This window comes from Thalassotalea marina, assembly GCF_014656435.1.
GTDB lineage: Bacteria > Pseudomonadota > Gammaproteobacteria > Enterobacterales > Alteromonadaceae > Thalassotalea_C > Thalassotalea_C marina.
The window spans coordinates 301,192-327,463 of record NZ_BNCK01000004.1 but is presented as its reverse complement, the minus strand read 5'-3'; the positions used below and the strand labels follow the sequence as shown (position 1 = coordinate 327,463).

Sequence of the window (26,272 nt, the reverse complement as noted above, 5' to 3'; positions counted from 1 at the left end):
TCATATTACACTGCATTTTAGTCAACATTGTACTGCGATAAAAATACTTAAAAGGTAAAAAAGTATTAAACTAATTTACTCGGTTGCAATTAATACCAAAAGCTAAACGTTGACGTGAGTATTGCAGGCTTAATTTCTAGTATCACCTTTTGTTAATAAAAATAAATATTCCCAAATTTCATTGTGATTTCGTTGTAAAGACAGGCACAAAAAATGTGTTGTTAAAAAAAAAAGAAATATAAGGGATAGATTGTGAATAAAACATTATCAAGAACTAAAGTATCAATCGCTTTAGCTGCTTTAATTACAACAAGCAATACTGCTTATGCTGAGCAAAAACAAGCAGAAAAAGAATTGTTAGACCTCGAACGTATCGTTGTTACAGGAGCAACAGGGCGCGGAGTAACTAAATTAGAATCTTCTGTATCAATTACCACATTAAATGAAGATCAATTGGCTCGCGAAATGCCGTTGGGTACTGCCGATTTGTTAGAAGTCATCCCAGGATTTTGGGTAGAAGATTCAGGTGGTGAAACAAACAACAATGTGGCACCTCGAGGGTTAAGAGGAGGTGAAGGGTTTAGATATATTGGAGTTCAAGAAGATGGTTTACCTGTAGTATATGACGGTATTTGGGTTGATTTCTATCAACGACAAGACATTACTACACAGTCGATGGAAGCTGTTCGTGGCGGAACTAGTGGTTTATTGACAACAAATGGCCCAGCGGCGCTTGTGAACTTTATCACTAAAAAGCCTGATGATATCAAAGAGGGGGCTATTAAACTCAGCGCCGCGGATTATGGCATGTATCGAATGGACGGCTACTATAGCACACCGCTTAATGATGATTGGAAAATGCTCGTTGGTGGTTTCTATCGACAATCTGATGGCGTAAGGGATACACAATTTACTGCCGATAAAGGTGGGCAACTAAGGGTTAACTTAGTACGCGACCTTAGCCAAGGCCAATTGACACTTTCTGCTAAACATTTAGACGATCACACGACGTTTTTTGTACCAATTCCATTGCAGGATCAAAAAGATCCAAAAGGTATACCTGGTTTAGACCCTCAAACTGGCACTATGATAGGCAAAGGACAGCAACATTTAAAATACCTCAAGCAAGATGGCAGTTATCTTACACGTGACTTAAAAGATGGACAGCACACTAAATACAGCCATTTGGGCGCAAATTTAGAATGGGATTTTAATGATAACTTGTTTTTAACCGCTGCTGCTCGTTATTCACAGTTTGAAAATGACATGTACATTTTACTTAACTTTGACAACTCTACATTGGTTGAAGCAGAGCAACGACTACTCGCCGCCGATGCACAACAAATGGTTGATATGTTTGCTGATCAAGGTGCTGTTGCTGCGATGTATCAATATGTTGATACCGGCGAGTTAATTGCAGATCCTAGCCAACTAAACGGCAATGGCTTAGTCACCACAAGCTATCCCTTATATTCTCGATATGAAGCAGATCAATTTGTTTCTAAACTCAGTTTAACTTATGAAAATGAGCAGCATAGTTTAACGGTTGGTTGGTTATATGCGCACGTAGACGCCGACGATTTACCTGTTGATAAGTGGGAGTCGTTTTTCTTAACAGAAGTCGCTGAAAATGTACGGTTATTAGATGTTGTCGCCGTCAATGAGCAGCAACAAGTGATTGGTCAGTTAACCGATGGTGGTTCTACAGGTTATGCGCCAGGTTGGGGGCAAGCAACGGCTTACGGTAAGTCTAGCTCACATTCGATTATCGTCAACGAAGAATTTCAAGCAACAGATAAGTTGCGACTTGATGCGGGTTTTCGAATCGAATGGTTATCGTTAGATAGCACTGCTTCGGGAACGGCTTTTGCTCAGCCTGTGGCTGGTGCTTTTGACGAATTTGGCAATGATGTTGACAACAATTTGGCAAATAATTACGCCGATATGCCATCAAGCCAATATTTTAAAAAGTCAAAAGACGAAACCGAGACAGCTTGGACTATTGGTTTTAACTATAAAATAAACGACAACTTTTCGGTGTTTGGTCGTTATGCTGACGCTTTTGAAATGCCACGTTTAATGAGCCATGGACAAACTATTCATGCAGGTGAAAATGCAAGTTTTAATGACACCATAAACTTAACGTTTAACGAAGTGGGTATGCGTTATTCAGGCCAATCATTTGGAACGTCTTTAACACTTTTTAATACCAAGTTTAAAGATCTTACTGAGCGCAACTTTACTGGCGCAGACGGCTCATTGTCGAATCAAACTATTGATACTGTGACTCAGGGGCTTGAGTTTGAAGCAAGTTGGCGACCTATGGACAGTGTAGATGTTGAAGTAGCTGGTGTTATTCAAAACCCTGAAATGGAAGGGTTTGATGGTAACTTTTCGGCATGGGAAGGAAACCAAGTTAAACGCACGCCAAAAGTACAATTGAGGGTAACGCCCACTTACTACTTTGACCAAGGTAATCTTTATTTAACTGTACACCATATTGGCGATCGTTTTTCTGACGGACAAAACCAGTTTGAATTACCGGCATACACAACCATTGATGCGGGTGTGAACTATCAACTTAGTAACAATATTAATCTTCATGTTAAAGGGACTAATATTACAGACGAAATTGGATTAACCGAAGGTAACCCTCGAGCGATCAATGATCAACAAGCAGGGTACCAGTACTATTATGCGAGACCAATTTTAGGTCGAACCATTAATGCGTCAGTAACTGTTAATTTTTAACGAAACACACGTTTAAGGCATATTAGCGCTGCTTGCGCAGCGCACTTTTATTATTGCCCCCGCAGCTTATCTGCGGGTTTTTTAAAGGAAAAGCCAGTGAAGTTCTATTTATTACTATTGATGATTTTTGGTGTGACTATTTTTACTAGTGCCTTCGCTAAAACTCATTATCCACCTTTGTTTCCCTACCCAACGCAAGTTGAATGGCAACAAGGTCAATTCAAGCTCGACAGCCAAACAAAAATTTATCTATCATCTAATATTGGAAAACATGCTGCCCAAGAGCTGTCTTCTTTTTTACAACCTCCCACTGGCTATTTGTTTGAACAAACACAATCCCTAGCTCAAAACCAAGTTCGATTTCAATATGTACAAGGGATGGAAAATGAGGCATATCGATTACATGTCGGTGAAAACAAAATCGTCATAGAGTCTTCAAGTGAAGAAGGGATGTTTTATGGTGTGCAAACATTAAGGCAATTAATGCCTAAAGATATAGAGAGTCGTATGCCAATTAACAAGGTTTATTGGTCTATACCTCAGGTAAATATCAGCGACCAGCCTAAATTCACCTACAGAGGAATGCATTTAGACGTAAGCCGGCATTTTTATCCTGTTTCTTTTGTTAAACAGTATATTGACTGGCTAGCGTTTCACAAATTTAACAAGTTTCAATGGCACTTAACTGACGATCAAGGTTGGCGAATAGAAATTAAAGCCTTTCCCAAGTTAACCTCAATTGGCGGTAAGCGAGCTCATACCGTTGTTGGTCATACCTATGACTATAAAACCTTGTTTGACGGAAAAGTGCACAAAGGTTTTTATACACAAGAGCAAATTAGAGACGTAATTGAATATGCTAATGCTCGTCATATTGAAGTATTACCTGAAATTGATGTTCCTGGACACTCAAGTGCAATTTTAGCAGCATACCCAGAACTTTCTTGTCACAAACAAAGCGTTCACGTAGAAGGGCAATTTGGTATTTTTCCTCAAGTACTGTGTCCAACAGCAGAAACTTTTAGCTTTTTAGATAAAGTATTTGCTGAAGTTTCTGCGTTGTTTCCATCAAAACTTTTACACATAGGTGGTGATGAGGTTATTAAAGAGCAGTGGCTTGAAAGTCCCTTTGTTCAACAGTTAATGGTGAAAGAAAACTTAACTAGCGGTGATGATGTGCAAAGTTACTTTATTCAGCAAGTAGCGAAATTGTTGAATAAGTATGATAAAACGCTAGTGGGCTGGGATGAAATTTTGGCCAGTGGCGCCCCAAGTGATGCAATGATCACATCTTGGCAAGGTATTGAGGGGGGCATTAACGCTAGCAAACGTGGTCACAAAGCAATAATGACACCGTATGAATTTACTTATTTTGATGCCTACCAATCTCGCTCAGTTGAAGAGCCCAAAGCAATTCATGGCTTTTTGCCAATTGACAAGGTATATGGTTATCAGGTTGTGCCAGATGATCTAACAACTGAGCAACAACAATTAATTATTGGGGTGCAAGGAGCATTGTGGACTGAATATATAAAAACAGCCCGACACGCCGAGTACATGGTGTTTCCTCGCTTATCAGCTTTAGCTAATGTTGCATGGGGCAACAACGATAATTGGTCGAGATTTCAACAAAACTTACCAAACATTATTCGTCGATATCAAGCGATGAACATCAATGCTAGTTACTCGTTCTTAACGCCAAACATTCGTATTGAAGAGGCGACACCTACAAGGATGCTGCTCAACATTACGTCCGGTTTAAGCCAGTCTAAATTAAACGTATTAGCCTATGATGCTATGAGTGATACAGAACAAATAAAAAGCCTTAATATCGACAACAACGGAAATGTTGCATTAAATGAAATGAAAACGATAAAGGTGCAAGCGCAATATCAAGATATGCTGTCTTTACCACTAACACTGACCGTAACGCCGCATAAAGCTATTGGAAAAAATATCATCTTCACAAACCAACCAAGTGGTGACTCAAAAGTTAAGATCAACGATGGTGTGTTTGCTTACGACCAATACTATGATGTAAATCAGTTTGCGGTATTTTATGGTGAAGATATGGAAGCCATCATTGATTTTGAACACAACGAATCGGTTTCTCAGATCATTATGGGAGTAAATGCGGGGCGCCACCGTCAGTTAGTACCACCAGATTCTATTGCTGTTTATTATTCAAATGATGGTCAACAGTGGCAACAAGTAAAATATATAAATGGCGTTGAAGTTGAACAACCGGTAATTCGCTTAAATTTTGATACGATTTCAGCTCGTTATGTTAAGGTTATTGCCAAAAACAAAAAACAATCTTTTGATAAGCAGATCCCGTTATTACCTTTATATATCGACGAGATTGCCGTTTTTTAGTTTTTTTTAAATTTTTATTCCCAATTTGAGCCCTTTATTCGTTGGATGTATTTAGAAGAGAGCGTTTTTTGTAAAAAAGTTGTCGAGTTGATGTCAAATACATTAGAAAAAATAGAACAATCAGATTTTGACAAACAATATAAAGCGAGGATTAAAACGCTTTATAAGGAACATTATCAAAAACTGTTAAGACATATTATGAATAAAGGGCTAACGTCGAGGGAAGCTGAAGACATCGCTCAAGAGGCTTTTGTTAAGTTACTAGGGTTAGATCAGCCGAGTATAGAAAGCTACATTCAGGCGTATTTGTACAAAATTGCCACAAACCTCTCGATAGACAAACTACGAAGACAGGCAAGAAGTCCTATTTCTTATGCTAATGAACAATATAGCGACCTGACTGACACAAGAACACCTGAAAAAATTAATCAATCACGCCAACAAGTAGAAGATATTGAACGGCGCTTAATGAAATTACCCTTAAAATGCAGACAAGCTTTTGTATTGTATAAATTTAAAGGTATGGGGTATGGCGATATCGCACAGTTAATGTGTATTACAGAAAGCATGGTCAGAAAATATGTATTACAAGCTGTGAGAGCTTGTTATCAAGGGATGGCAAAGTAGCCAATGATGAACAACCTTTTGAGTAATTTATGAAAAACCTTGATATGAAAACTATCGATAGTGAAGAAATAGAGTTACAGGCCGCTGAATGGCTACTCACACTTGAAGAAAATTCAAAGGTAAGTGAGAGTGATGAATTTAAACTTTGGTTACAACAAAGTGAACAGCATGAAAAGATTTTTCACATGATGTCACATGCTTGGCATTTGGCTAATGCAGTGAATATCGACGCACTGCTTGAAGGAACAGAACCTTCAGAAGTACACCAAAAGAAAAACTCGTTGTTATCTCGGTTAACCATGGCCTTTGAGCATAAATGGATACCATCCATTGCTATTGCGTGTTGTGCACTTGTCGGACTTTGGTTAGTTATCTTTGGCGGTAGTATTGCACCTCAACATAGCTTCACTAATGAAGTAGCGTCTACAGAAAATAGATCACAAGGCGATTTCTATCAAAGTGGTATCGCACAAGATATGACAGTTAGTTTGATAGATGGCAGCCAATTGTATTTAGGGGCTAATTCTGAAGTAACTGTTGACTATAACTCTCAACAACGAAACATCCATTTAGTTAAAGGTGAAGCATTATTTGAAGTTGCAAAAGACGCTAATAGACCATTTACTGTGTATTACCAAGGTCGTATTGCACAGGCCCTTGGAACTGTATTTAATGTAAAGGAATCAGCTGGAAAATTATTAGTGCATGTTCTTGAAGGGAAAGTAAAAGTAGATTCGGAAACACAAAATCTACTACCCAGTAAAACGTTAGTTGCAGGTGAGGCCATAAGAATTGCTAAAAATGGCAGTATGTCTCAGGTAATGGCACACAATTACCATGCAAAAATGGATTGGCAACAAGGTAATTTAGTTTATATTGATGCGCCACTATCTGACGTTATTTATGATCTAAAACGCCACTCTAATTTAGCCATTTACATTCAACACCAAAGTGTAAGTGAAATGAAATATACCGGAAATATTGTGGTTGATAACCTTGAAGTATGGTTAGATGATCTGCCCAGAATATTTCCATTAACTATTCAAAAACATGGTGATACCCGAGTAATCGTGCAACGAGAATAATCATCATGTCCTAAAAAATAATGATAAATAAACAGGACAAAAGATTAATTGTTAACAGGCAAAAAATAATGGCTAATACGTGTTTGTATGTGTTGGCCATTTTGTGGTTTTGTTCTTTTTACGCTTACGCCAATACCACGGTAAATAAAAGACATTATCAGTTTATTGACATGTCGCTTGCCAATATATTGATTGATGTGGCAAAAACAAATAATCGTCAATTGATAATGCAAAGCCATAAGCAACTCAATGCAAAAATTACGTTTAAGTGCCACTGTACTCTTGAACAGGTTTTGACACAGCTGCTAACAAACAGTCAATTTACATTTGAGTTACCACTAAGTGGCAGTCTTCTAATATTTGAACAAAAGAAAAAGAACACAAACCCAGTAACCAGGGAGGCTCATGAAAATTATGAGCATATTTTAGTCACAGGTTATGCCAACCCCAACCGTAGTATCTTAAGAAGTTCTAGTGCGGTAACTGTTTTTGATCGATTTGATTTTACCAATGAAGGTAAACCTACCACTGCTCAAATGCTTAAACATGTTCCTGGATTTTGGGTAGAAGATTCAGGCGGTGAAGTAAACAATAATGTGTCTCCTCGAGGATTGCGCGGTGGAGAAGGATATCGATTTATCAGTTTAATGGAAGATGGCTTACCCGTTACATATGATGGTATTTGGGCTGACTTTTTTATCCGCCAAGATTTAATGATAGATAAAGTAGAAACTATTAGAGGCGGCAATAGTGGCATTATTAGTGTCAACGGACCCGCTGCCGCAATTAATTTTATTTCAATGTTACCCTCAACGCATAATGAGAATCGACTGAGTTATTCACTCGGCTTGAACTATCATTACAACCGCTTAGATTTTTCATATTCACCTAAACTAGACACTGATTGGCAGTATGTTGTCGGCGGTTTTTATCGGCACAGTAGTGGCTTAAAAGATCCAGGTTATACCGGTGACCACGGTGGGCAATTAAAGGTAGTAGCAGAAAAAAAAGATGCGATAAGCCAAGCTAAGGTGGTTTTAAAATACCTAAACGATACCACAATATTTTATTCACCAGTCGTTATGCAAGGGAGAAATAACCCTAAGGGAGTTTCAGGGCTACCGGCGAGTACTGGTACATTGTTAAGTGAAGAGTTTGGCAACTTTCTTTATCGCTATCCCAAGGGAGCGCATCATTCTACAACCAAGACATTTGATATTCGTGATGGACAACAAACCAATCTTATTTCTGCGGGCTTCTTCTATGACCTTCATATAACGCCAAGTTGGTTACTTACACTGAAAACTCGCTATTCAGACATGAGCAACAGCATGCTGGCGTTATTAAATTTAGGTGACAATAGTATTTTGAATGCAAAAGATTATCTCAATAGTCTTTCGAGTTCGACGATGAAAGCAGAATTAATCGCCAGTAGCTCTGGTGAAGCCATTCAAGATCTTGAAAATATCAATGGAAACGGGCTACTGATGCTTACTTATCCACTTTATTCACAATATCGACAGCAGCTTTGGGTTAATAAGCTTGAACTCGATTGGCAATACCAAGATCTCAGTGTTAACTTTGGCGGCTCTTATGTTCAAGGGCAGTATGATGAATTGCCGCTAGACAAATGGTTAGGTACTTTTTTAATCGATGTTGCTCACCAACCTCGCCGTTTTGATATCAAGCTTACCGATATCGCTAGTGGCACACAGCAATGGTTAACAGAGCAAAGTGCTTTAGATTACCAAGGTCCAGCTTATTTATCGGGTGAAGGCTCATTTAAATCAATGTCATTGTATTCAACAGTTAATGTCGCACTTTCAGAGCAACTGTTGTTGGATCTAGGGATCCGACAAGAATGGCTTTCTCTGCAATCTAGCTCACAAACGGATGCCATTTATCAAAATGAACACTATCAAGGAGCCATAAATTATTTATCTGGTTATACCTTTACGGAAGAAAAAAATTTTGATGAACTTGCCTGGAGTATCGGGTTTAACTGGAAGGTTAACGATGATTTAACTCTTTATGGTCACTTTGCAAACGCTTTTGAAATGCCAAGATTGTCTAGTTATGCTAATGCAATAGGTTGGGGCGATTATACCGATTCTGTGCCACAAGAAGTGTCTTTTGAACAATCAGTAAGGTTGAAGTTTCATGAATTAGGTTTACGTTATGCGACTGAAAATTTTGCAGTGACAGCGACTTTGTTTGAAACACGCTTTGATCCTTTGTTATTTAGTGTTTATCAAGGTCAAAATAGTCATACATCCATTTTAATCGATACAAAAACTAAAGGGTTGGAGCTTGAGTTTAACGCTAATCTAGGTACAAATGTAACTATAGAGGGGCATGGCGTATGGCAAAACGCTCATTTTACTGGCATACCTAACAGTTACACAGAAAGCCGATTAAATGGTAATCAACTTACGCGTACACCAGAAAAGCAGCTTTCACTAAAACTACAATATGATTGGCAAGAACTTTCTAGTTTTGCCAGTGTTCATTATGTCGGAACAAGGTATTCTGATATTGAGAATTCGTTTTTACTTCCAAGTTATTCAACATTGAACCTAGGCATAACTTGGTCTTTTTCACCAGAAATCACATTTCAGCTTGTGGCAAAAAATATCAACAATACTGTTGGGTTAACTGAGGGAAACCCAAGAAATAACAACGAATCAAAGGAAAGTAGCTATTATTTTGCTCGTCCAATTTTAGGGCGTTCAGTTAAAGCACATTTTGAATTTATTTTTTAATTTGTAAATTTAATGTAATAAAAAAAACTCACCATAGACTAACCTCGTCAAACAGAACATTGTAAATTTTCAATTGACATAATATGTCATATTGATAATCTCAATGTGTCCGAATGGAATTTAATTAATAATAATAGAGGCAACACTATGAAAGAATCTTCTAATGCATTTGCAGCAAGCATTGATGCGCTAATTTCGCCAGAACAAGCATTTAATACCGTCAAAGAGAAAAAAGGTTGGTCTTGGGTGCCATTCATTTTTGTAGTAGTCGCAATGCTGGCTACTTACTCATACTATTTCTCAGTGGTAGATGCTGAATGGTTACAAAATCAAAACATTGAGCAAATAACCAAAAACAACGCTATGAGTGATGACGAAATCAAAGCCATGCGTGAAACGATGAGTATCGATGTTCTTAAATACGGTACTTTAATCGGTGGGCCGCTAACTTTGATTGTGGTTAGCTTAATTTTCGCTGTGTATTTAAACATTGCTAGCAAAATTTCAACTAAGAGCGAATACACCTTCACTCAATGGTATGGTTTCACTTGGTGGGCTAATATGCCATTAGTAGTAGCTAGTTTAGTGTCGATATTAGTTATCGTTTTTGCACCTGACGGCAAAATTGCAATGCAAGATTTACAGCCAGCTTCGTTAAATAGTTTATTACTAGGTTTAGACATGGGAAATGCTTGGTATGGTTTTGCTGAAGCGATCAATGTTTTTACTTTCTGGAGTATCTTCCTGACGACTGTTGGTATTAAAGCCTATTTAAACATTGAAACTAATAAATCGTTTACCATTGCTGTTATTCCTTCTGCAGTCATCTTTAGCTGTTGGGCGATTTATATCACCTTTGCTGGTTAAGCGGTGATATTATGAAAAAAGCGATAATTATCACTTTAGTGGCAGTGGCTCTTGTAGCCACTGCTTACTTCAAAAAAACAGGCCAGTCATCTGATGTTGAAGTAAAGGTGGCAGAAGTTCAACTTGAAGAAATAAAAAGCTCAATCTTGGCCTCTGGTACCTTGGTTTACAAAGAACAAGTGCAATTACGCTCTGAAGTGATAGGTCGCGTAAGCGAAATGTTAATCGAAGAGGGTGATCCGGTATCAAAAGGCCAAGTGTTAATGCGACTTGAGCCAAAAGCCTTTAAAGCTGACGTAGAACAACAAGCGGCATTTGTTAGAATTCAGACTATTGCCATTGAACGTCAAAAGAAACAGTTAGAAAACTTAAAGGCTCAATGGCAGAGAAAACATGATCTATTTAAACGTAAAATCTTAGATCAAGATGCTTACGAGCAAATAGACAACCAATACGCTTTGGCAAAAATTGACTTAAGATCTCGCCAAGAATCTTTAGCTCAAGCTCGAGCGGCACTTGATAAAGCAGAAGAAAGGTTATCAAAAACGGTATTTAGATCGCCAATTGATGGTATCGCCACTTCTGTTGATATTAAAGAAGGTGAAACGGCAATCAGTGGCACAACAAATATAGTTGGCTCTGATCTGATCACTTTAGCGGATCCGTCAAACATCCTTATTGAAGTTGAAGTTGATGAAGCTGATATTGCCAATGTGAGTGTCGGCCAAAGCGCAGATATTTTTGCTGTGGCATTTCCTGATACACCGTTAACAGGAACAGTACAAAATATAGCAACATCGGCGAAGAGGGCGTTGGGGCGTCAAGGTTTAAGTTTTACCGTTAAAATATTGTTAGAGGATGCTGCAGACGTCGCTGTTCGACCAGGTATGAGTTGCCGGGCAGAAATTTATACTCAACAAAAATCAGAGACGGTAGCGGTACCAACAGAGTCTGTTATTTCTAGTGAAAACGAAAAAGATGCCACTAAACAAGACAACCATGAAAGCCACGTGTTTGTGCTAGTTGATGGTAAAGCGCACAAGCGCATTGTTGAATTAGGTATCTCAAATGATAGGTTACAGGAAGTAACTAAAGGCATAAATGTTGGAGACAAAGTGATCATTGGCCCAGCACGAGCACTAGATAAGTTAAAGGATGACCAAGCCGTTAAGGTATCAGAGCAAGAGGCATAATATGGATAACAAACAAACCGTTATTCGATTAGAAGATATTGCAAAGAGCTATAACATGGCCGGTGAAGAGTTTTTTGCTTTAAATAACTTTTCGCTAGATATCTTTCAAAATGACTACCTTGCCATCATAGGTCCATCAGGATCAGGTAAATCAACCTTAATGAATATCTTAGGGTGTTTAGATTCACCTTCGCGTGGTGCCTATATATTGAAGTCACAAAATGTCGCTGCGTTGAGTGAAGCTGAGTTGGCCGCGGTTAGAAATTTAGAAATTGGTTTTATATTTCAAAGTTTTAACCTATTGCCTAGAGCTACTGCATTACAAAATGTAATGCAGCCTTTGATTTATCGTGGTCTAAACGTAAAAGAGCGAAAAGCCATGGCGATTGAGGCGTTAACCCGTGTTGGGTTGGCTGAAAGAGTAAATCACTTGCCAAATCAGTTGTCTGGTGGCCAGCGCCAACGTGTAGCTATTGCGCGTGCACTTGTAACTAAACCTGCAATTTTGTTAGCCGATGAACCAACAGGTAATCTTGACTCATCGACCACGGCTGAAATTATGACACTGTTTGATCAGCTTTATAACGAGGGACAAACCTTGATCATTGTTACCCATGAACAAGATATTGCAGATCGTTGTAAACGGGTGATCAGGCTAATGGATGGGCAGTTAGTCTCTGATACTTTGACTAATGAACATGGCGAGGAGGCTCGAGTTGTCTAGTTTTTCATTTAAGCTGATAGAAAGTTGCCGCTCCGCTGTATTGTCGGTAAAAGCGCATGGTTTTAGAAGTTTTCTTACCACCTTGGGCATTATTATTGGTGTAGCATCCGTTATTGCTGTTGTATCCGTTGTGCAAGGGTTAAGTAGTAGCATCACCGCACAGTTTGACGGCATGGGCACCAACGTAGTGTCAATTAATTCTCATACGCCACTCGAGGAGAGACTGCAGGGAAAAATTGCTAAGTTAACTTATAGAGATTTCTTGGAAATCAAATATAAAGTACAAGGTATAAAAAATATTACGCCTACCGTTGCTGCGGTTGGACCTAATGGATTAGTTCAGTATAAAAGCGAGTCAACCACTACACGGGTTATCGGTACAGGGGCATCATATCAAGCTTTATATGGTATTTACCCTGAACAAGGGCGCTTCTTTAATTCAAGTGACGATAAAACGCGCCGACGTGTTGCTGTGCTTGGTCCATCGATTGTCGACAAATTAGAGATGAAAGGTGAGGTTGTAGGCCAATACATCAAAATTGGTGGTGAGTGGTTTAAAGTCATAGGTGTGCTTGAAAAATTGGGCAAAATGTTTGGCTTTGACCAAGACGACTACGTGCTTTTACCTTATTCAACAACACAAGCTTTGCTTGGTGGAGCACAAGAGCCTGATATCAGTATTTCATTACAAGTAGTAAATGCTGATGACATAGATAAGGTTAAGCAACATATTACTAACTTGCTTCGTCGCTCGCATACGCTATCTGAAGATGATAGTGATGATTTTAAAATAAGTACCGCTGAGCAAATGTTAGATACGGTAAATAAAATCACATCAAATACTACTATGGTGTTAAGTGGTGTTGTTGGTATTTCTTTGCTTGTAGGTGGTATTGGTATCATGAACATCATGTTGGTATCAGTGACTGAACGTACTCGTGAAATTGGTATTCAAAAAGCATTAGGTGCGACAAGGGTTGATATATTGCTACAGTTTCTTGTTGAAGCGGTTGTATTGTGTCTATTGGGCGGCTTGATTGGTTTGGCATTAGGATACGGCGCTGGCGCATTAGTTAGTAGTGCCATTGACTTACCCGATGCACAAGTTCCAATGTGGGCGGTGATGTTGTCGTTTGGTTTCAGTGCTGGTGTAGGGTTACTTTTTGGCATAATACCCGCAGCTAAAGCAGCAAACCTTGATCCAATTGATGCTTTAAGATACGAATAGAACGTAACAACATATACGCAAATAAATTGGTATAAGCGTTTTATTAAATTTCAGGCATAAAAAAACACAGCTCAAAGGCTGTGTTTTTTTGAATCAAAATTATTCGTTTGATTCTTCTAAATCAATCGGTGTGATACTAGATGCGTGATGTCCTTTTGGACCTGCATTTAGCTCATAATCCACGTCTTGACCGGCTTTTAACGTACGGTATCCATCCATTTGAATTGTCGAGTAATGAGCGAAAATGTCTTCACCACCGTCATCCGGACGAATAAAACCAAAACCTTTTGCGTTATTAAACCATTTCACTTTACCGTGAGCCATACATCAACTTCCTTCTAAATTCATCGGTAATTAGGTATGCTTCCCCAAAAACACACTACATATTGTCCAGTGACTAAAATTTAGTCACATCCATAAATGTAGATAATTAAATTAAATAGTCAAGTCCATTTCACAAATAATTAACGTTTGAAATGGTTAATTTCATAAAATTGTTGAAGCAAATTTTTCACACAGAGTCTAATATAAAAGAATGAGTAATTGGAAAGAAATGTTTGATTCTCAGGAACTGCTTGAAGAAGACGTTACTGAGCAGCATCAAAAACCGCCAATGTACAACGTAATACTGTTAAACGACGACTATACGCCAATGGATTTCGTAATAGAGGTATTAAAGAAGTTTTTTGGGATGAACGACGAGAAAGCGACGGATGTTATGCTCGAAGTTCACTATAAAGGGAAGGGCCGTTGTGGCACATATACTGCAGAAGTAGCAGAAACTAAAGTGAGCCTGGTATGTGATTATGCAATGGAGAATCAACACCCATTGTTATGTACCATGGAACAAGCCTGATTTTTGCGAGATGTTGAGTGGAGTAGCCTATGTTAAACAAAGACTTAGAAATTTCCTTAAATATGGCCTTCCGTCAAGCGAAGGAATCCCGTCATGAGTTTATGACCGTCGAACATTTGTTGTTGGCGTTATTAGACAACCCTTCATCTATTGAAGCGTTGAAAGCTTGTGGCGCAGATATGGCAAAACTTAAAAAAGAGCTGTTAGATTTCATTACTGAAACGACTCCTGTAATTCCTGAGGGAGAAGAGGAGAGAGAAACTCAGCCGACTTTAGGTTTTCAACGCGTTTTACAGCGGGCAGTGTTTCATGTCCAATCGTCGGGTAAAAACGAAGTTAATGGCTCTAACGTACTTGTCGCTATTTTTAGCGAGCAAGAATCACAAGCGGCATATTTTCTGAAAAAATCTGATATTAGCCGTTTAGATATTGTTAACTTTATTTCACACGGTATTGCTAAAGTGGATATGCATCCTTCGGATAAAGCATTGGAAGATGCTACCTCACACCATGAGGAAGAACCGCGCACCGTCGAAAACTTTGCAACTAACCTTAACGAAGTTGCTAAAAGTGGCAAAATTGATCCGCTTATCGGTCGTGAAAGTGAGTTAGAGCGGACATTACAAGTATTGGGTAGACGCCGAAAAAACAATCCATTGTTTGTTGGTGAAGCAGGCGTAGGTAAAACAGCCATTGCTGAGGGCTTAGCGTCACTTATTGTGTCTGAAAAGGTACCAGAATTTCTTGCTGACACCACCATTTATTCACTTGATTTAGGTGCATTATTAGCGGGAACTAAATACCGTGGTGATTTTGAAAAACGCTTTAAGTCTTTACTTAAAGAATTAGAGCAAGAAGGCAACGCTATTTTATTCGTTGATGAAATACACACCATCATTGGAGCTGGTGCTGCGTCTGGCGGCATGATGGACGCTTCAAACTTAATCAAACCCTTGTTGTCATCTGGAAAACTGCGTTGTTTAGGCTCTACAACATATCAAGAGTACCAAAGTATTTTTGAAAAAGACCGCGCATTGGCGAGACGTTTCCAAAAGATCGATGTAGTCGAGCCAAGTGTTGATGATACAACCAAAATACTGCAAGGTTTGAAAGAAAAATACGAAGCTCATCATGGTATTCGTTATACCAACAAAGCGCTAAGAGCTGCTGCGCAGTTGTCAGCTAAATATATAAATGAGCGATTTTTACCCGACAAAGCCATTGATGTAATTGATGAAGCTGGAGCAAAACAACAGCTCGTTAATGCTGATAAACGCAAAAAAGTGATCAATGACATCGATATTGAGTCAATCGTAGCGAAAATGGCTAGAATTCCGGAAAAATCGGTTTCAAGTAGCGAGAAAGATAATCTACATACATTAGATAGAAACTTAAAACTGGTGGTATTTGGTCAAGATCATGCGATAGATGAATTAACGTCTGTTATTCGTTTATCAAGAGCTGGCTTAGGTCAAGAAAATAAACCGGTTGGTTCCTTCTTATTTGCCGGCCCTACAGGTGTAGGTAAAACCGAAATTACACAGCAATTAGCTAAAGTATTAGGGGTCGAGTTGCTAAGATATGACATGTCTGAGTATATGGAAAAACATGCTGTTAGCCGGTTAATTGGTGCTCCTCCTGGATATGTTGGATACGAGCAAGGTGGATTACTTACTGATGCTGTAATAAAACACCCTCATGCGGTGGTTTTACTTGATGAAATTGAGAAAGCGCATCCAGACGTATACAACATTTTGCTACAAGTAATGGACCACGGTACCTTAACAGATAATAACGGCCGTAAAGCAGATTTCAGAAATATTACTCTTGTGTTAACAACCAATGCTGGTGTGACGGAAACGACGCGCCAATCAATTGGTTTTAAACAACAAGATCATAGCTTCGATGCAATGAATGAAATCAACAAGGTGTTTTCACCAGAATTTAGAAATCGCTTAGATAATATTATTTGGTTTAATCACCTATCTGATGAAGTCATTCAGCAAGTTGTTGATAAATTTATCGTAGAGTTGCAAGCGCAATTAGATGATAAAGGTGTATCTCTGGAATTAACAAAAGAAGCTAAAAAATGGTTAGCAGTTCATGGTTATGATAAAGCGATGGGGGCTAGACCTATGGCAAGACTAATTCAAGAACAGCTGAAAAAGCCACTAGCTAATGAGTTACTTTTTGGTGAATTAGTTAATGGTGGCGTCGCTAAAGTCTGTGTTAAAAAGGACGAAATTTTCTTGAGCTATGAAGCTAAAAAAGAGCTAATTGAACATCAGTAGTTTTAGTAAGGTTTTTTGGTGATTGATTAAGGCATTGCTTAGGCAATGCCTTTTTAATTATACAAACTTCAAAAACTATAAATAAAAATTCTAATTAAATATTAACTAATGAATACAGTTGTATAGCTTCATTTCTATCAAGTTTTAACATTAAAGTAACAGCTTAACATTTGTTTACAGTTTAAAAATTCTCTAAATTTAAAATAGTAAACAATGGATATGTTTTTAGGTAACGCGTTACCTTTATGTTGTAGTAATAAACTTGGAGCTGCTTATGAATATCAATTCTAATTCACGTTTATGTTATGGAGATGCCAAGCTGGTTTCAGTATTGGCTTATGTAACTGTTATTGGCTGGGTAGTAGCCGCGTTTATTTATGGCAACCATAAATCTTCTTTTGCACGCTTTCATTTGAGAGATTCCTTAGGGTTAATTTTGACCGCGGCACTTTTTCTGTTAATTCCTTTTATTGGTTGGGTACTGAGTTTAGGCGTTGCTTTGTTATGGTGCCAAGGTTTTTACCATGCGATTTCTGGAAAAAGAACACACTTATCTTTGGTAGGCGACTTTTATCAAAAACACTTAGATTTTATTCGTTGAGCTTTGTTGAACCTTTCAAAAGCGTAAAACAGTTTATTTGCCTTTGGTAAAATTAATTTGTTTATCGATAAGCCAATTGAAATTTACAGCAAGGTAATTTCTGGCGTTTAGCTAGGGGATATGTTTAAATTTACAGTAAAAATATAACAAAGATATTTCACTGTGATCTACCTCTATCCAGCCAATAAAATGGAAACGCTGGTTGAACTTGCCAGCAAAATTCAGACTATCTCACCACTGCCTATCTTTGCTAAAGAAGTTATGGTTGTTCAAAATGCTGGTATGCAGCATTGGCTTAGTATGTCGCTGGCAAATTGTCAGGGTATTAGCTTTAACTTTAGCTATAAATTACCTGCACAATTTTTATGGAATTTAGTACATGAATTAACACCTGAACAGGTTGTCGCAGAGCAAGATCCTTTTTCTAGAGAAGCGCTATCATGGCGGATATTTGCCTTACTTGGTACAGATGAAGCCAAAGAAGACCAAGTGTTTACCGAAGTGACACAATATTGGTTAAAAGATGGCACCGAAGACCCATTAAAACGTTATCAACTGTCTTGTGAACTGGCAGACTTGTTCGAGCAGTATTTGGTTTTCCGCCCAGATTGGATAAACGCCTGGCATGATCAACAAGCCGTGTCAGAAAAAATGATGAGCGAAAGTTTTGTTGCACAAGAGCCGTGGCAGCGTAAATTGTGGCAAATGTTAACGCGAGAACAAGCATACAATCCTGAATCATTGGTTAAACGTGCGATAGAGCATTTAGCGGATAATAGCGAGGTTTTGCCTAAGCGCATTAGCTTTTTTGGTATTAATGCCATGGCGCCTATGTGGTTAGAGTTTATAGAAGCTCTCAGTGAACATACTCAAGTACATTTTTTCCATCTTAACCCTTGTTTTTCCTATTGGGGTGACCTTATCACTGAAAAGCAAGCAATGAGAAGTATCAGTGCTTGGACAGATAACTTAGCCCAAATGAATGAATCGGTTGGTAATCCTTTGTTAGCCAATTTAGGCCAGCAAGGCCGTGAGTTTCTATCTATGGTGCAAGGACATGCGACCATGAATATTGAAGCATTTAGCACAGTTGATGACCGTTGTGATACTGAGTTATCTGTTCTAGGGATGATACAACAAGATATTTTGCAATTGATTGATAAACGTAGTCAGCCAATAGATAAGCAAGATGATTCTATCGTGTTAACCAGTTCACATAGCGCTTTGCGAGAAGTTCAAGGTTTACATGATTGGTTATTGCATCAGTTCAATAAAGATAAAACGTTAACTCCTAAAGATATATTGGTCATGTGTCCACACATTGAAGAATATGCGCCATACGTAAATGCGGTGTTTACGCGAGGCTGGCAAAATATTGCTGATGATGTGCCACCATTACCATGCTCTATCGCAGACCGAGTATTAATAGATGCCGATCCGATTATCGCCTCGTTTGCCGAGTTACTTACCTTACCAGATAGTCGTTTTCAAGTTAGCCAAATTATTTCTTGGCTTCGTATTGCATCAATTCAAGAAAAACACCAATTATGTGACGAAGATCTAAATAAAATCGTCTATTGGCTGGACAAGGTGCATATCCACTGGGGGCGTGATCAAGCGCACAAAGCAGAGATACTTGGACTAGAGCAGGCTAGCAATACGTTTACTTGGCAATACGGTATTGAGCGCCTAATACAAGGTATTGCTTACAGCGATGAAGAAGTTATTTTTGATGATGTACTTTTATGTCCCAATGTAGAAAGCTCAGACACATTATTGTTAGGTAAGTTACTAGAGGTATTAGAAAGGCTGCAACTTTTCAGTCAAGCGTTAACGTCGCCTCGCACGCCAACAGAGTGGCATCTTTACTTGAAGAGTATGGTATCTAGCTTTTATGACGATAAATACGACAGTGTCGACTTAATCGATAAAGCTCTAGAAGATTTATTAACGTATTGTCACGATGGGGAGTTTGACCAACCAATCGAACTTGCGATAGTACGCGAGTTTTTAACTAATCATTTCAGCCAGCCAGATCCCGGAAGGCAGTTCATGGTTGGCCAAGTAACATTTTGCTCTATGGTTCCTATGCGCAGTATTCCTTTTAAAATTATTGCAGTATTAGGTTTAAATGACGGTGAGTTTCCGCGTGTAAGACAACCCTATAGCTTTGACTTAATGAGCCAAAGTGCAGGGCGCTTAGGGGATAGATCGCGTCGCGGTGACGACAGATATTTATTTTTAGAAGCTATTATTTCAGCCAGACAAGCGCTTTATCTTAGTTACCAAGGTAAAAACATAAAAAATAACAAAGATAAACAAGCGTCAATTGTACTGACTGAATTAATGGAATACTTAGCTTCTGGTTATGGCTGGCAATGTTTCAATGGAAAAACAGCCAACATTAGGCAGTTAGCAATGCAGCCTTACAGCTTGGCCAATTATCAAGGAAAGTACGCAAGTTTTGACAAAAATTGGCTTCGAATATCGCCACAAATACAAAACGAAACGGCAAGTGAAAAAGGCACTATTGGCTTTTCAGAGATATTGCCTGAACAAGTAGGCGATAAAATTAGTTTAACCGTTGAACAATTAGTCAGGTTTTTCAATCATCCAGCAAAACACTTTGCAAACAAACAGCTATCTCTATTTTTAGATACATCGGCTATTGAGCTTAGTGATGAAGAGCCTTTTGCTGCTGATCACCTCAGTAAATATTTACTAAAGCAAGTGTCGCTTAATGATTTAGTGATGAATAAGCAATCAGGCGATGTTTCTTCTCGATTAGCGTATTGGCAACATTATGCAAGACTAACAGGGCATTTTCCTGAGCTACCATCAACTGAAGCAGAATTAGATAAGCTGCTAACCGATTCTCACATTTTATTTGATCATATCGAGCAGCAATCAACAAACGATTTAATTGAAATTGAGCACACAATTCAGTTAAAAATAACACTGGATAGTGGAGCAACCATTGAAGTTGAAGTTAGCGCTAAAGGTGTTCAGCGAGATGACCAATTAATTGTGTATCGCAGCAGCACACCAAAGGCATCTGATGTGTTATCCATGTACTTATCACTACTGATATTAAAAGATCGTCATGACTTAAATGGTGCTACAGGGTTTTATTTTAATAGCAAGGCACAGCAAAATGTCGTAGCTAAATGCCAGCATACTGATAGCACTACATTAAATAATATCGTTAAATGGTATTTAAAGGGTCAATCTCAGCCACTTTTGATTAACGCAAATTTGGCATATGAAAAGTTTAGCAAGAAAAAATTTGAACAAAGTCATTTGGATAAGTTTTGGTTAGACGCCAATCAAGCGGCTGGCTATGTTAACGATCCTTACATGCAGTATTTTTTCCCAAATCCACCAAAATTGGACGATATCGCTTGTGTGTTTGACGATATTTACCTCGATATTTTCAATGCAGTTGTTGTGGAGAAGCAGTAATGCAAGATAAAAAAGCACAACAACTTGTTGTACAAGACATGCCACTAGAGAACATTCATTTAATTGAAGCTAGTGCTGGTACAGGTAAAACGTTCAATATTACGCGCATTTATTTACGACTTTTACTAGAAAAAAAACTGACGGTGCAACAAATCCTAGTGATGACGTTCACCAAGGATGCAACAGAAGAGTTGAAAGGTCGAATTGACCTAGCGATACGCGATACTTTAGTTAATTGGTCGTCATTGACGCAAAACGATCCTTTCTTCCTAGCATTATCAACTAAAATCAGCGAACAAGATGCAGCAGTGCTGTTAAAAAAAGCCCTGTTATTTCTTGATGAGGCGGCGATATACACCATTCATGGCTTTTGTAAAACAGTACTTAGCCAACATGCTTTTAGCACAGGAATGTCTTTTCAAGCCAATTTAGAAGGTGATCAAGCTAATGTTAACTTACAAGCTATTCAAGATTGGTATCGACAAATTGCCTTGGTTTCGCTAGATAAAGCCGAACGTTTAATGGCGTTTTACCCAACACCAAACCACTTCAATCAAACCTTTGGGCAATTGATTGGCTTTAATGGTGAGATTGAGTTAGTGGATGAAGTGTCGATTATCGACAAGTTCACTCAACAAGCAGCGAGTGCAATTAATCAATTACATCTTCATCAAGCATTTTTGTTTGAGCACCTTGTTGACACAAAAAAGGGCGAAGAAAAAGCAAAACGCATTGAAGAGTATGAGCAGTTAATCGATTGGTTGGTAGCGTGCCGGGACGATTATCAACATTGTCAACAAGCCATGCCTGTTGCTTTTATCGATGGCAAACGATTTTCCCGCTCAAAGGTGAAAGATGAAATAAAAGCGATTTTTACTGAAGTTAGCGAAATCAAAGTAGACAAAGATAAGTTGCTAAAAAACATCGAACAAAGCCGAGTTTTTGCTTTCATTAAGCAAAGTTTGCCACAAATTAATGAACTTGTTGAAAAAGCTAAGCAGCTAAAAAATGCACTAGATTTTGATGATTTGATCACGTGTTTAGCCGATAAACTGGGCACGGATACAGGCAAGGCGTTAAACCAAACACTAAGAGCACAATACCCATTTGCACTTGTTGATGAGTTTCAAGATACCGATCCCTATCAATATGCGATTTTAAAGTCTCTTTATTATCAACAGCCCAACGTTGGCCTGATGATGATTGGGGATCCTAAACAAGCGATTTATGGCTTTAGAGGTGGGGATATCTTTACCTACTTAGCGGCAAGAGCACAAGCTACGTATTGCTGGAATATGGATACTAACTGGCGCTCAAGTGCGTCTATGATCACCAGTTACAACCGCTTGTTTTATGGTGCTTCATTACATCTTGATGCTAAACCTGTTTTTGGCTATGGCATTGATTATCAGCCAGTTAATGCTTCACCTAAAGCGCATAATACACTGGACGAACCTGCCTTAGAATTTATTGTTTTTCCTAATGAGAGCTCTAAGGCTGTTGCTCAAACATTTCGTTCTGTGATGGCCAATTGGTGTGCCAATGAAATAGCAGAAATATTAGCGGATACTCAACGAAGTGTTCGCGCTAAAGATATCGCTTTGTTAGTTAGAGATGGTACAGAAGCTGCCGATGTTAAATTGGCACTTCAGCAAGCAGGTTTGTCATCCGTATATTTAAGTGATCGGGCTAATTTGTGGCAAAGCGAACATGCAAACGATTTACTTAACGTGCTTAGAGGGATTTTTCATGTCGAAAATGAAAGATTGTTCAGCGCCGCCATAGCCAATCATTTATTTGGCTACACGCCGCAAGAGTTTGCTGCTCTTTTGCATGATGATAATCAATGGCAAGCACTTAAAATCACTTTTGAGCAGTTAAAGCAGGTTTGGCAGCAGCAAGGTTTTATTACTATGGCGCTCAAACTGATGCATGAATCTTTTGTGGTAAGTGGTGAAAACCAAGAACGTACTTTGACTAACTTATTGCATCTATTTGAACTTTTACAACACGCGAGCCAGCAAAAAAAGCAGCCAGAGGAACTATTACATTGGTTCGAACAACAAATATTGACAGAGAGCGGTGATAACGAGGTAGAGCTTAGGTTAGAAAGTGAATCCGATCTGATCAGGATCATAACTCAGCATGGTAGTAAAGGTCTTGAATATCCTTATGTATTTATTCCTTTTGCTACACGGCACAAGGATCCTATTCGTTTTGGCAATCAAACACGTCAGTTGATCAAGTACCATGACGAACAAGGTATAGAAAGAGTTAGCTTGTCGGGTGATGCTAAAGCGTATCAAGCAATGGCTGATGAGCAATATGCCGAGACCATTCGTTTGTTGTATGTCGCAATAACTCGAGCCGAGCAAAAATGTTATTTGTTGACTACAGCATTTGACAAGTATCACGCGTCGCCATTAGGTAAAACCTTGGCCTGGCAAGCGGATGAAGATATTGAACAGAGTTTACAGCAGTTAGCGAGTGAACTCCCACATGATATAAAAGTTACCATAGCGCAACCAATTGCGACGGTTCAACAACATTCATCAACGTGTAACGAGATAACGCCAGTAGTTAGCGAGTTTAACGCAAAAATTGAGCGAGATTGGTGGTTAAGCTCATTTACCGCATTAAGCAGGAATATTCGTGATATTGGTGTTTCATTGCCAGTTCGAAATGATGATATGGTTAATGAAATAGATTCTTCGATTATGAATCAAAGTGATATTGCAACTTTAAGCTTTGATTTAGAGAAGGGAGCGCGTTCTGGTAATCTGCTTCACGATATTTTAGAGCATACAGACTTTGAACACATAGACTGGCCAACAAGTAGTGAATGGTCGTTGAAAAAATATGGTGAGTTACCTAAACCGTACCAAGTGGAAGATTTATATCAGTGGCTAGAGCAAATTGTTACCTGCCGTTTTAAACTAAATGATGATTCGTTTTGCTTGGCTCAATTATCTAATGCTAGTTGTTTAAAGGAAGTAGAGTTTTATTTTCCTTTAAATAAAGTCTCTACCGCAAAGATAAGTGACTTTTTATCGTCTCATCGCCGCGATATGCAACAGCATTTTCAGTTGTCACGTTTGGGCAGCCAAATTGCGTTACCTTCGTTTTCAACGTTAAAAGGCATGATGCACGGTTTTATTGATTTGGTATTTGAGCACAATGGTAAATATTACGTGTGTGATTACAAATCGACGCATTTAGGAGGGCAGTATCAAGATTACCTTGCTAAAGAACTAGCCAATGATATTCAACAACACCATTACGATTTGCAATACTGCATCTATGCACTTGCTCTGCACCGCTATCTAAAACATGCTTTGCCTAATTATCAAGCTCATCAGCATTTTGGTGGCGTGATTTACTTGTATTTACGTGGTGTATCAAAAGAGACTGCAGATCAAAATGGTGGTATGTATTTTTGTCCAAGTAATCTACTAGATGTGGAAGCCTTGGATAAAATATTTCTAGGTGAAGCGTCTGGTGCAGATTTATTGGGAGAACAAGTATGACTAATGCAGTAGATGTTGTAGTAGAGCCTAATAAATCAGCGCAAGTATATTTGCCGTATTCAACTTTTGCTGAAGCTCAAGCAAAACTATTTGGCATCGAAGCAATTGATTTTTTCTTGGCTAAAAGTCTATTGCCAACTGTAGTTAAACGTTTTGATGCAAACAATGTGATCAACGATGCAGACCAAGCGCAATTGTTTCATTTAATCGTTGAGCTAAATCGTTTACTTCGAGCTGGGCACACCTGTTTACCGATCAGTGAAATAGCATCACAATGTGTATGCCGAAAAAACGATGTATTTGGCAATATCACTCATCAAGGGTTTTATTTTGACAATGCGGAAAGATTAAACGCATTACTGTTGCAAGTAGCACAAATTGAACAAGCAAAATTGCCTTTAGTACTATCAAACGGCAGTTTGTATTTAAGGCGTTATTATACTTTTGAACAAGAAGTGATTGGTTTTTTAAAAGCAAAAAACCAGCAATTTACTTTACCTTCAGGGCAGGAGCTAGCTTGTTATCAAAACATCGTTTCAACACTGTTTCCTGAAACTGCATCTGAGCACTCATCAACACAAGCTGATATAGACTGGCAACAAGTTGCTGTAGCTAATGCGATAAATAAAACCTTCACTGTTATTGCCGGTGGTCCAGGAACAGGTAAAACCTACACTGTTACAAAGTTGTTGGCTGCACTGGCTATGTTAGCTGATGATAACTTGATCATTAAATTAGTAGCACCAACTGGTAAGGCGGCACAACGGTTATCAGAATCTATCGCTAATGCTTTACTTGGTTTTAAAGGCATTATTGATCAAAATATTTTAGATAAAATTCCAACCACAGCACAAACATTACATCGTTTATTAGGTGTAATACCCAACCAAGTAAACTTTAAACATGATCAACACAATTTATTAAAACTTGATGTGTTATTAGTTGATGAAGTGTCTATGGTAGATTTGCCCATGATGGCGCGACTGTTTAGAGCACTCCCTCCGCATTGTAAAATTATTATGTTAGGCGATGCCCAGCAATTACCATCGGTGGCAGCGGGTAGTGTTTTAGCTGATTTAACGCCTTCTACCACGGCTAAATTTAGCCAACAAAATGCTAATTATTTGGCTAAAACTACTTCGTTTCAATCATTTCCTGTGTCAAAGAAAGAGCCGCTTGATTATTTAACGTATTTAACTTTTAGCCGACGTTTTGCCGGGGACGGCGGTATTGGTCAATTGTCAAAGTTAGTCATTGCAGGCCAAAGCGAACAAAGCTGGCAACTTGTTCAGCATGGCCAATTAAACGTTGAGCACGAGTTAAACTTTATTTCACCCGATGATCAAGAAGGCATGCTTGAATTGGCATATCAGCGGTACAGTGCAGTGTGTACAGCAGAAAACTTACCTCAAGCGTTTTCATTGTTAGTTGAATTTCGCGTATTATGCGCAATGCGTGTGGGAGAAGCGGGTGTTGAGCAAATCAACGCAGCGTTAGAGCAGCGCATGTCACCATTTAATGCGCGCTTGTATCACGGTAAGCCAATAATGATCACAACAAATGACTATGGATTAGATCTGTACAATGGCGACATAGGTTTGATTTGGCGCAATGAAGAAGATCAACTTATGGCGTATTTTGAACAACCTGATGGTAGCTTCCGAGCGTTATTGCCTTCTAGGTTACCTGCGTTTGAAACTGTTTATGCGATGACTATCCATAAAACACAGGGCAGTGAGTTTTCACACGTTGTTATGGTTTTACCTCAAACGAGTGACAGTCAGTTATTAACTCGTGAATTGATTTATACAGGTATTACCCGAGCTAAAAAGAACTTTTCATTAATGAGTAATCGCTCAGTTTGGAATCAGGCCGTTGAGGCACAAGTTAAACGTTTTTCTGGAATCAAAGATATAAATTAA

General features: G+C 38.6%; 16 protein-coding genes. 15 read left to right on the top strand and 1 reads right to left on the bottom strand.

The genetic code is table 11. The features are described from left to right. Nucleotides 1–252: 252 nt before the first annotated feature. The 9 genes from IE199_RS10660 to IE199_RS10620 all read left to right on the top strand — a co-directional run bounded on the left by IE199_RS10660 (nt 253) and on the right by IE199_RS10620 (nt 13,613). Entirely contained in the window at nt 253–2,751 is a 2,499-nt protein-coding gene (locus tag IE199_RS10660) for a TonB-dependent receptor (RefSeq protein ID WP_189770140.1), read from the top strand. A 96-nt stretch (nt 2,752–2,847) separates the two neighbouring features. Next, on the top strand, nt 2,848–5,127 hold the full coding sequence (locus IE199_RS10655; RefSeq protein WP_189770138.1) for a glycoside hydrolase family 20 protein: 2,280 nt from the start codon (nt 2,848–2,850) through the stop codon (nt 5,125–5,127). A 90-nt stretch (nt 5,128–5,217) separates the two neighbouring features. Continuing rightward, complete coding sequence (locus IE199_RS10650; RefSeq protein ID WP_229854659.1) at nt 5,218–5,754, top strand: RNA polymerase sigma factor; 537 nt, start codon at nt 5,218–5,220, stop codon at nt 5,752–5,754. Between the two features lie 29 nt (nt 5,755–5,783). Then, nucleotides 5,784–6,839, top strand: coding sequence for a FecR family protein (locus IE199_RS10645; protein WP_189770134.1), 1,056 nt, complete (start codon nt 5,784–5,786; stop codon nt 6,837–6,839). Between the two features lie 68 nt (nt 6,840–6,907). Further along, nucleotides 6,908–9,601 carry a TonB-dependent receptor gene (locus tag IE199_RS10640; RefSeq protein ID WP_189770133.1) on the top strand — a complete coding sequence of 898 codons (2,694 nt, stop codon included), beginning with the start codon at nt 6,908–6,910 and terminating at the stop codon, nt 9,599–9,601. A gap of 147 nt (nt 9,602–9,748) precedes the next feature. Further along, the gene (locus tag IE199_RS10635) at nt 9,749–10,468 is read left to right on the top strand and encodes a Yip1 family protein (RefSeq protein WP_189770131.1); all 720 of its coding nucleotides are present in this window, start codon (nt 9,749–9,751) and stop codon (nt 10,466–10,468) included. A gap of 11 nt (nt 10,469–10,479) precedes the next feature. Further along, the gene (locus IE199_RS10630) at nt 10,480–11,661 is read left to right on the top strand and encodes an efflux RND transporter periplasmic adaptor subunit (protein WP_189770129.1); all 1,182 of its coding nucleotides are present in this window, start codon (nt 10,480–10,482) and stop codon (nt 11,659–11,661) included. A 1-nt stretch (nt 11,662) separates the two neighbouring features. Further along, nucleotides 11,663–12,385, top strand: a complete 723-nt coding sequence (locus tag IE199_RS10625) for an ABC transporter ATP-binding protein (protein ID WP_189770127.1) — start codon at nt 11,663–11,665, stop codon at nt 12,383–12,385. Next, nucleotides 12,378–13,613, top strand: coding sequence for an ABC transporter permease (locus IE199_RS10620; protein ID WP_229854657.1), 1,236 nt, complete (start codon nt 12,378–12,380; stop codon nt 13,611–13,613). The genes IE199_RS10625 and IE199_RS10620 overlap by 8 nt, the downstream gene beginning before the upstream one ends. Nucleotides 13,614–13,712: 99 nt before the next feature. Here the strand turns inward: IE199_RS10620 and cspD are convergent, their stop codons facing one another. Continuing rightward, on the bottom strand, nt 13,713–13,937 hold the full coding sequence (gene cspD, locus IE199_RS10615; protein ID WP_189770123.1) for a cold shock domain-containing protein CspD: 225 nt from the start codon (nt 13,935–13,937) through the stop codon (nt 13,713–13,715). A 211-nt stretch (nt 13,938–14,148) separates the two neighbouring features. Here cspD and clpS point away from each other — a divergent pair, with 211 nt between their 5' ends. From clpS to recD, 6 genes are all read left to right on the top strand, one after another. Next, nucleotides 14,149–14,469, top strand: a complete 321-nt coding sequence (gene clpS / locus IE199_RS10610; protein WP_189770121.1) for an ATP-dependent Clp protease adapter ClpS — start codon at nt 14,149–14,151, stop codon at nt 14,467–14,469. A gap of 29 nt (nt 14,470–14,498) precedes the next feature. After that, nucleotides 14,499–16,760, top strand: coding sequence for an ATP-dependent Clp protease ATP-binding subunit ClpA (clpA, locus tag IE199_RS10605; RefSeq protein ID WP_189770119.1), 2,262 nt, complete (start codon nt 14,499–14,501; stop codon nt 16,758–16,760). A gap of 274 nt (nt 16,761–17,034) precedes the next feature. Then, nucleotides 17,035–17,361, top strand: a complete 327-nt coding sequence (locus IE199_RS10600) for a hypothetical protein (RefSeq protein ID WP_189770117.1) — start codon at nt 17,035–17,037, stop codon at nt 17,359–17,361. 162 nt (nt 17,362–17,523) lie between these two features. Continuing rightward, nucleotides 17,524–20,823, top strand: a complete 3,300-nt coding sequence (gene recC, locus IE199_RS10595; RefSeq protein WP_189770115.1) for an exodeoxyribonuclease V subunit gamma — start codon at nt 17,524–17,526, stop codon at nt 20,821–20,823. Next, the gene (gene recB, locus IE199_RS10590) at nt 20,823–24,350 is read left to right on the top strand and encodes an exodeoxyribonuclease V subunit beta (protein WP_189770113.1); all 3,528 of its coding nucleotides are present in this window, start codon (nt 20,823–20,825) and stop codon (nt 24,348–24,350) included. The genes recC and recB overlap by 1 nt, the downstream gene beginning before the upstream one ends. Then, nucleotides 24,347–26,272 carry an exodeoxyribonuclease V subunit alpha gene (gene recD, locus IE199_RS10585; protein ID WP_189770111.1) on the top strand — a complete coding sequence of 642 codons (1,926 nt, stop codon included), beginning with the start codon at nt 24,347–24,349 and terminating at the stop codon, nt 26,270–26,272. Before recB ends, recD begins: the two co-directional genes overlap by 4 nt.

Excerpts from the sequence above, each read along its gene's own strand:
- IE199_RS10650 (WP_229854659.1), top strand. The coding sequence starts at position 5,218 with ATGTCAAATACATTAGAAAAAATAGAACAATCAGATTTTGACAAACAA.
- IE199_RS10645 (WP_189770134.1), top strand. The coding sequence starts at position 5,784 with ATGAAAAACCTTGATATGAAAACTATCGATAGTGAAGAAATAGAGTTA.
- IE199_RS10640 (WP_189770133.1), top strand. The coding sequence starts at position 6,908 with ATGGCTAATACGTGTTTGTATGTGTTGGCCATTTTGTGGTTTTGTTCT.
- IE199_RS10635 (WP_189770131.1), top strand. The coding sequence starts at position 9,749 with ATGAAAGAATCTTCTAATGCATTTGCAGCAAGCATTGATGCGCTAATT.
- IE199_RS10630 (WP_189770129.1), top strand. The coding sequence starts at position 10,480 with ATGAAAAAAGCGATAATTATCACTTTAGTGGCAGTGGCTCTTGTAGCC.
- IE199_RS10625 (WP_189770127.1), top strand. The coding sequence starts at position 11,663 with ATGGATAACAAACAAACCGTTATTCGATTAGAAGATATTGCAAAGAGC.
- cspD (WP_189770123.1), bottom strand. The coding sequence starts at position 13,937 with ATGGCTCACGGTAAAGTGAAATGGTTTAATAACGCAAAAGGTTTTGGT.
- clpS (WP_189770121.1), top strand. The coding sequence starts at position 14,149 with ATGAGTAATTGGAAAGAAATGTTTGATTCTCAGGAACTGCTTGAAGAA.
- clpA (WP_189770119.1), top strand. The coding sequence starts at position 14,499 with ATGTTAAACAAAGACTTAGAAATTTCCTTAAATATGGCCTTCCGTCAA.
- IE199_RS10600 (WP_189770117.1), top strand. The coding sequence starts at position 17,035 with ATGAATATCAATTCTAATTCACGTTTATGTTATGGAGATGCCAAGCTG.
- recB (WP_189770113.1), top strand. The coding sequence starts at position 20,823 with ATGCAAGATAAAAAAGCACAACAACTTGTTGTACAAGACATGCCACTA.
- recD (WP_189770111.1), top strand. The coding sequence starts at position 24,347 with ATGACTAATGCAGTAGATGTTGTAGTAGAGCCTAATAAATCAGCGCAA.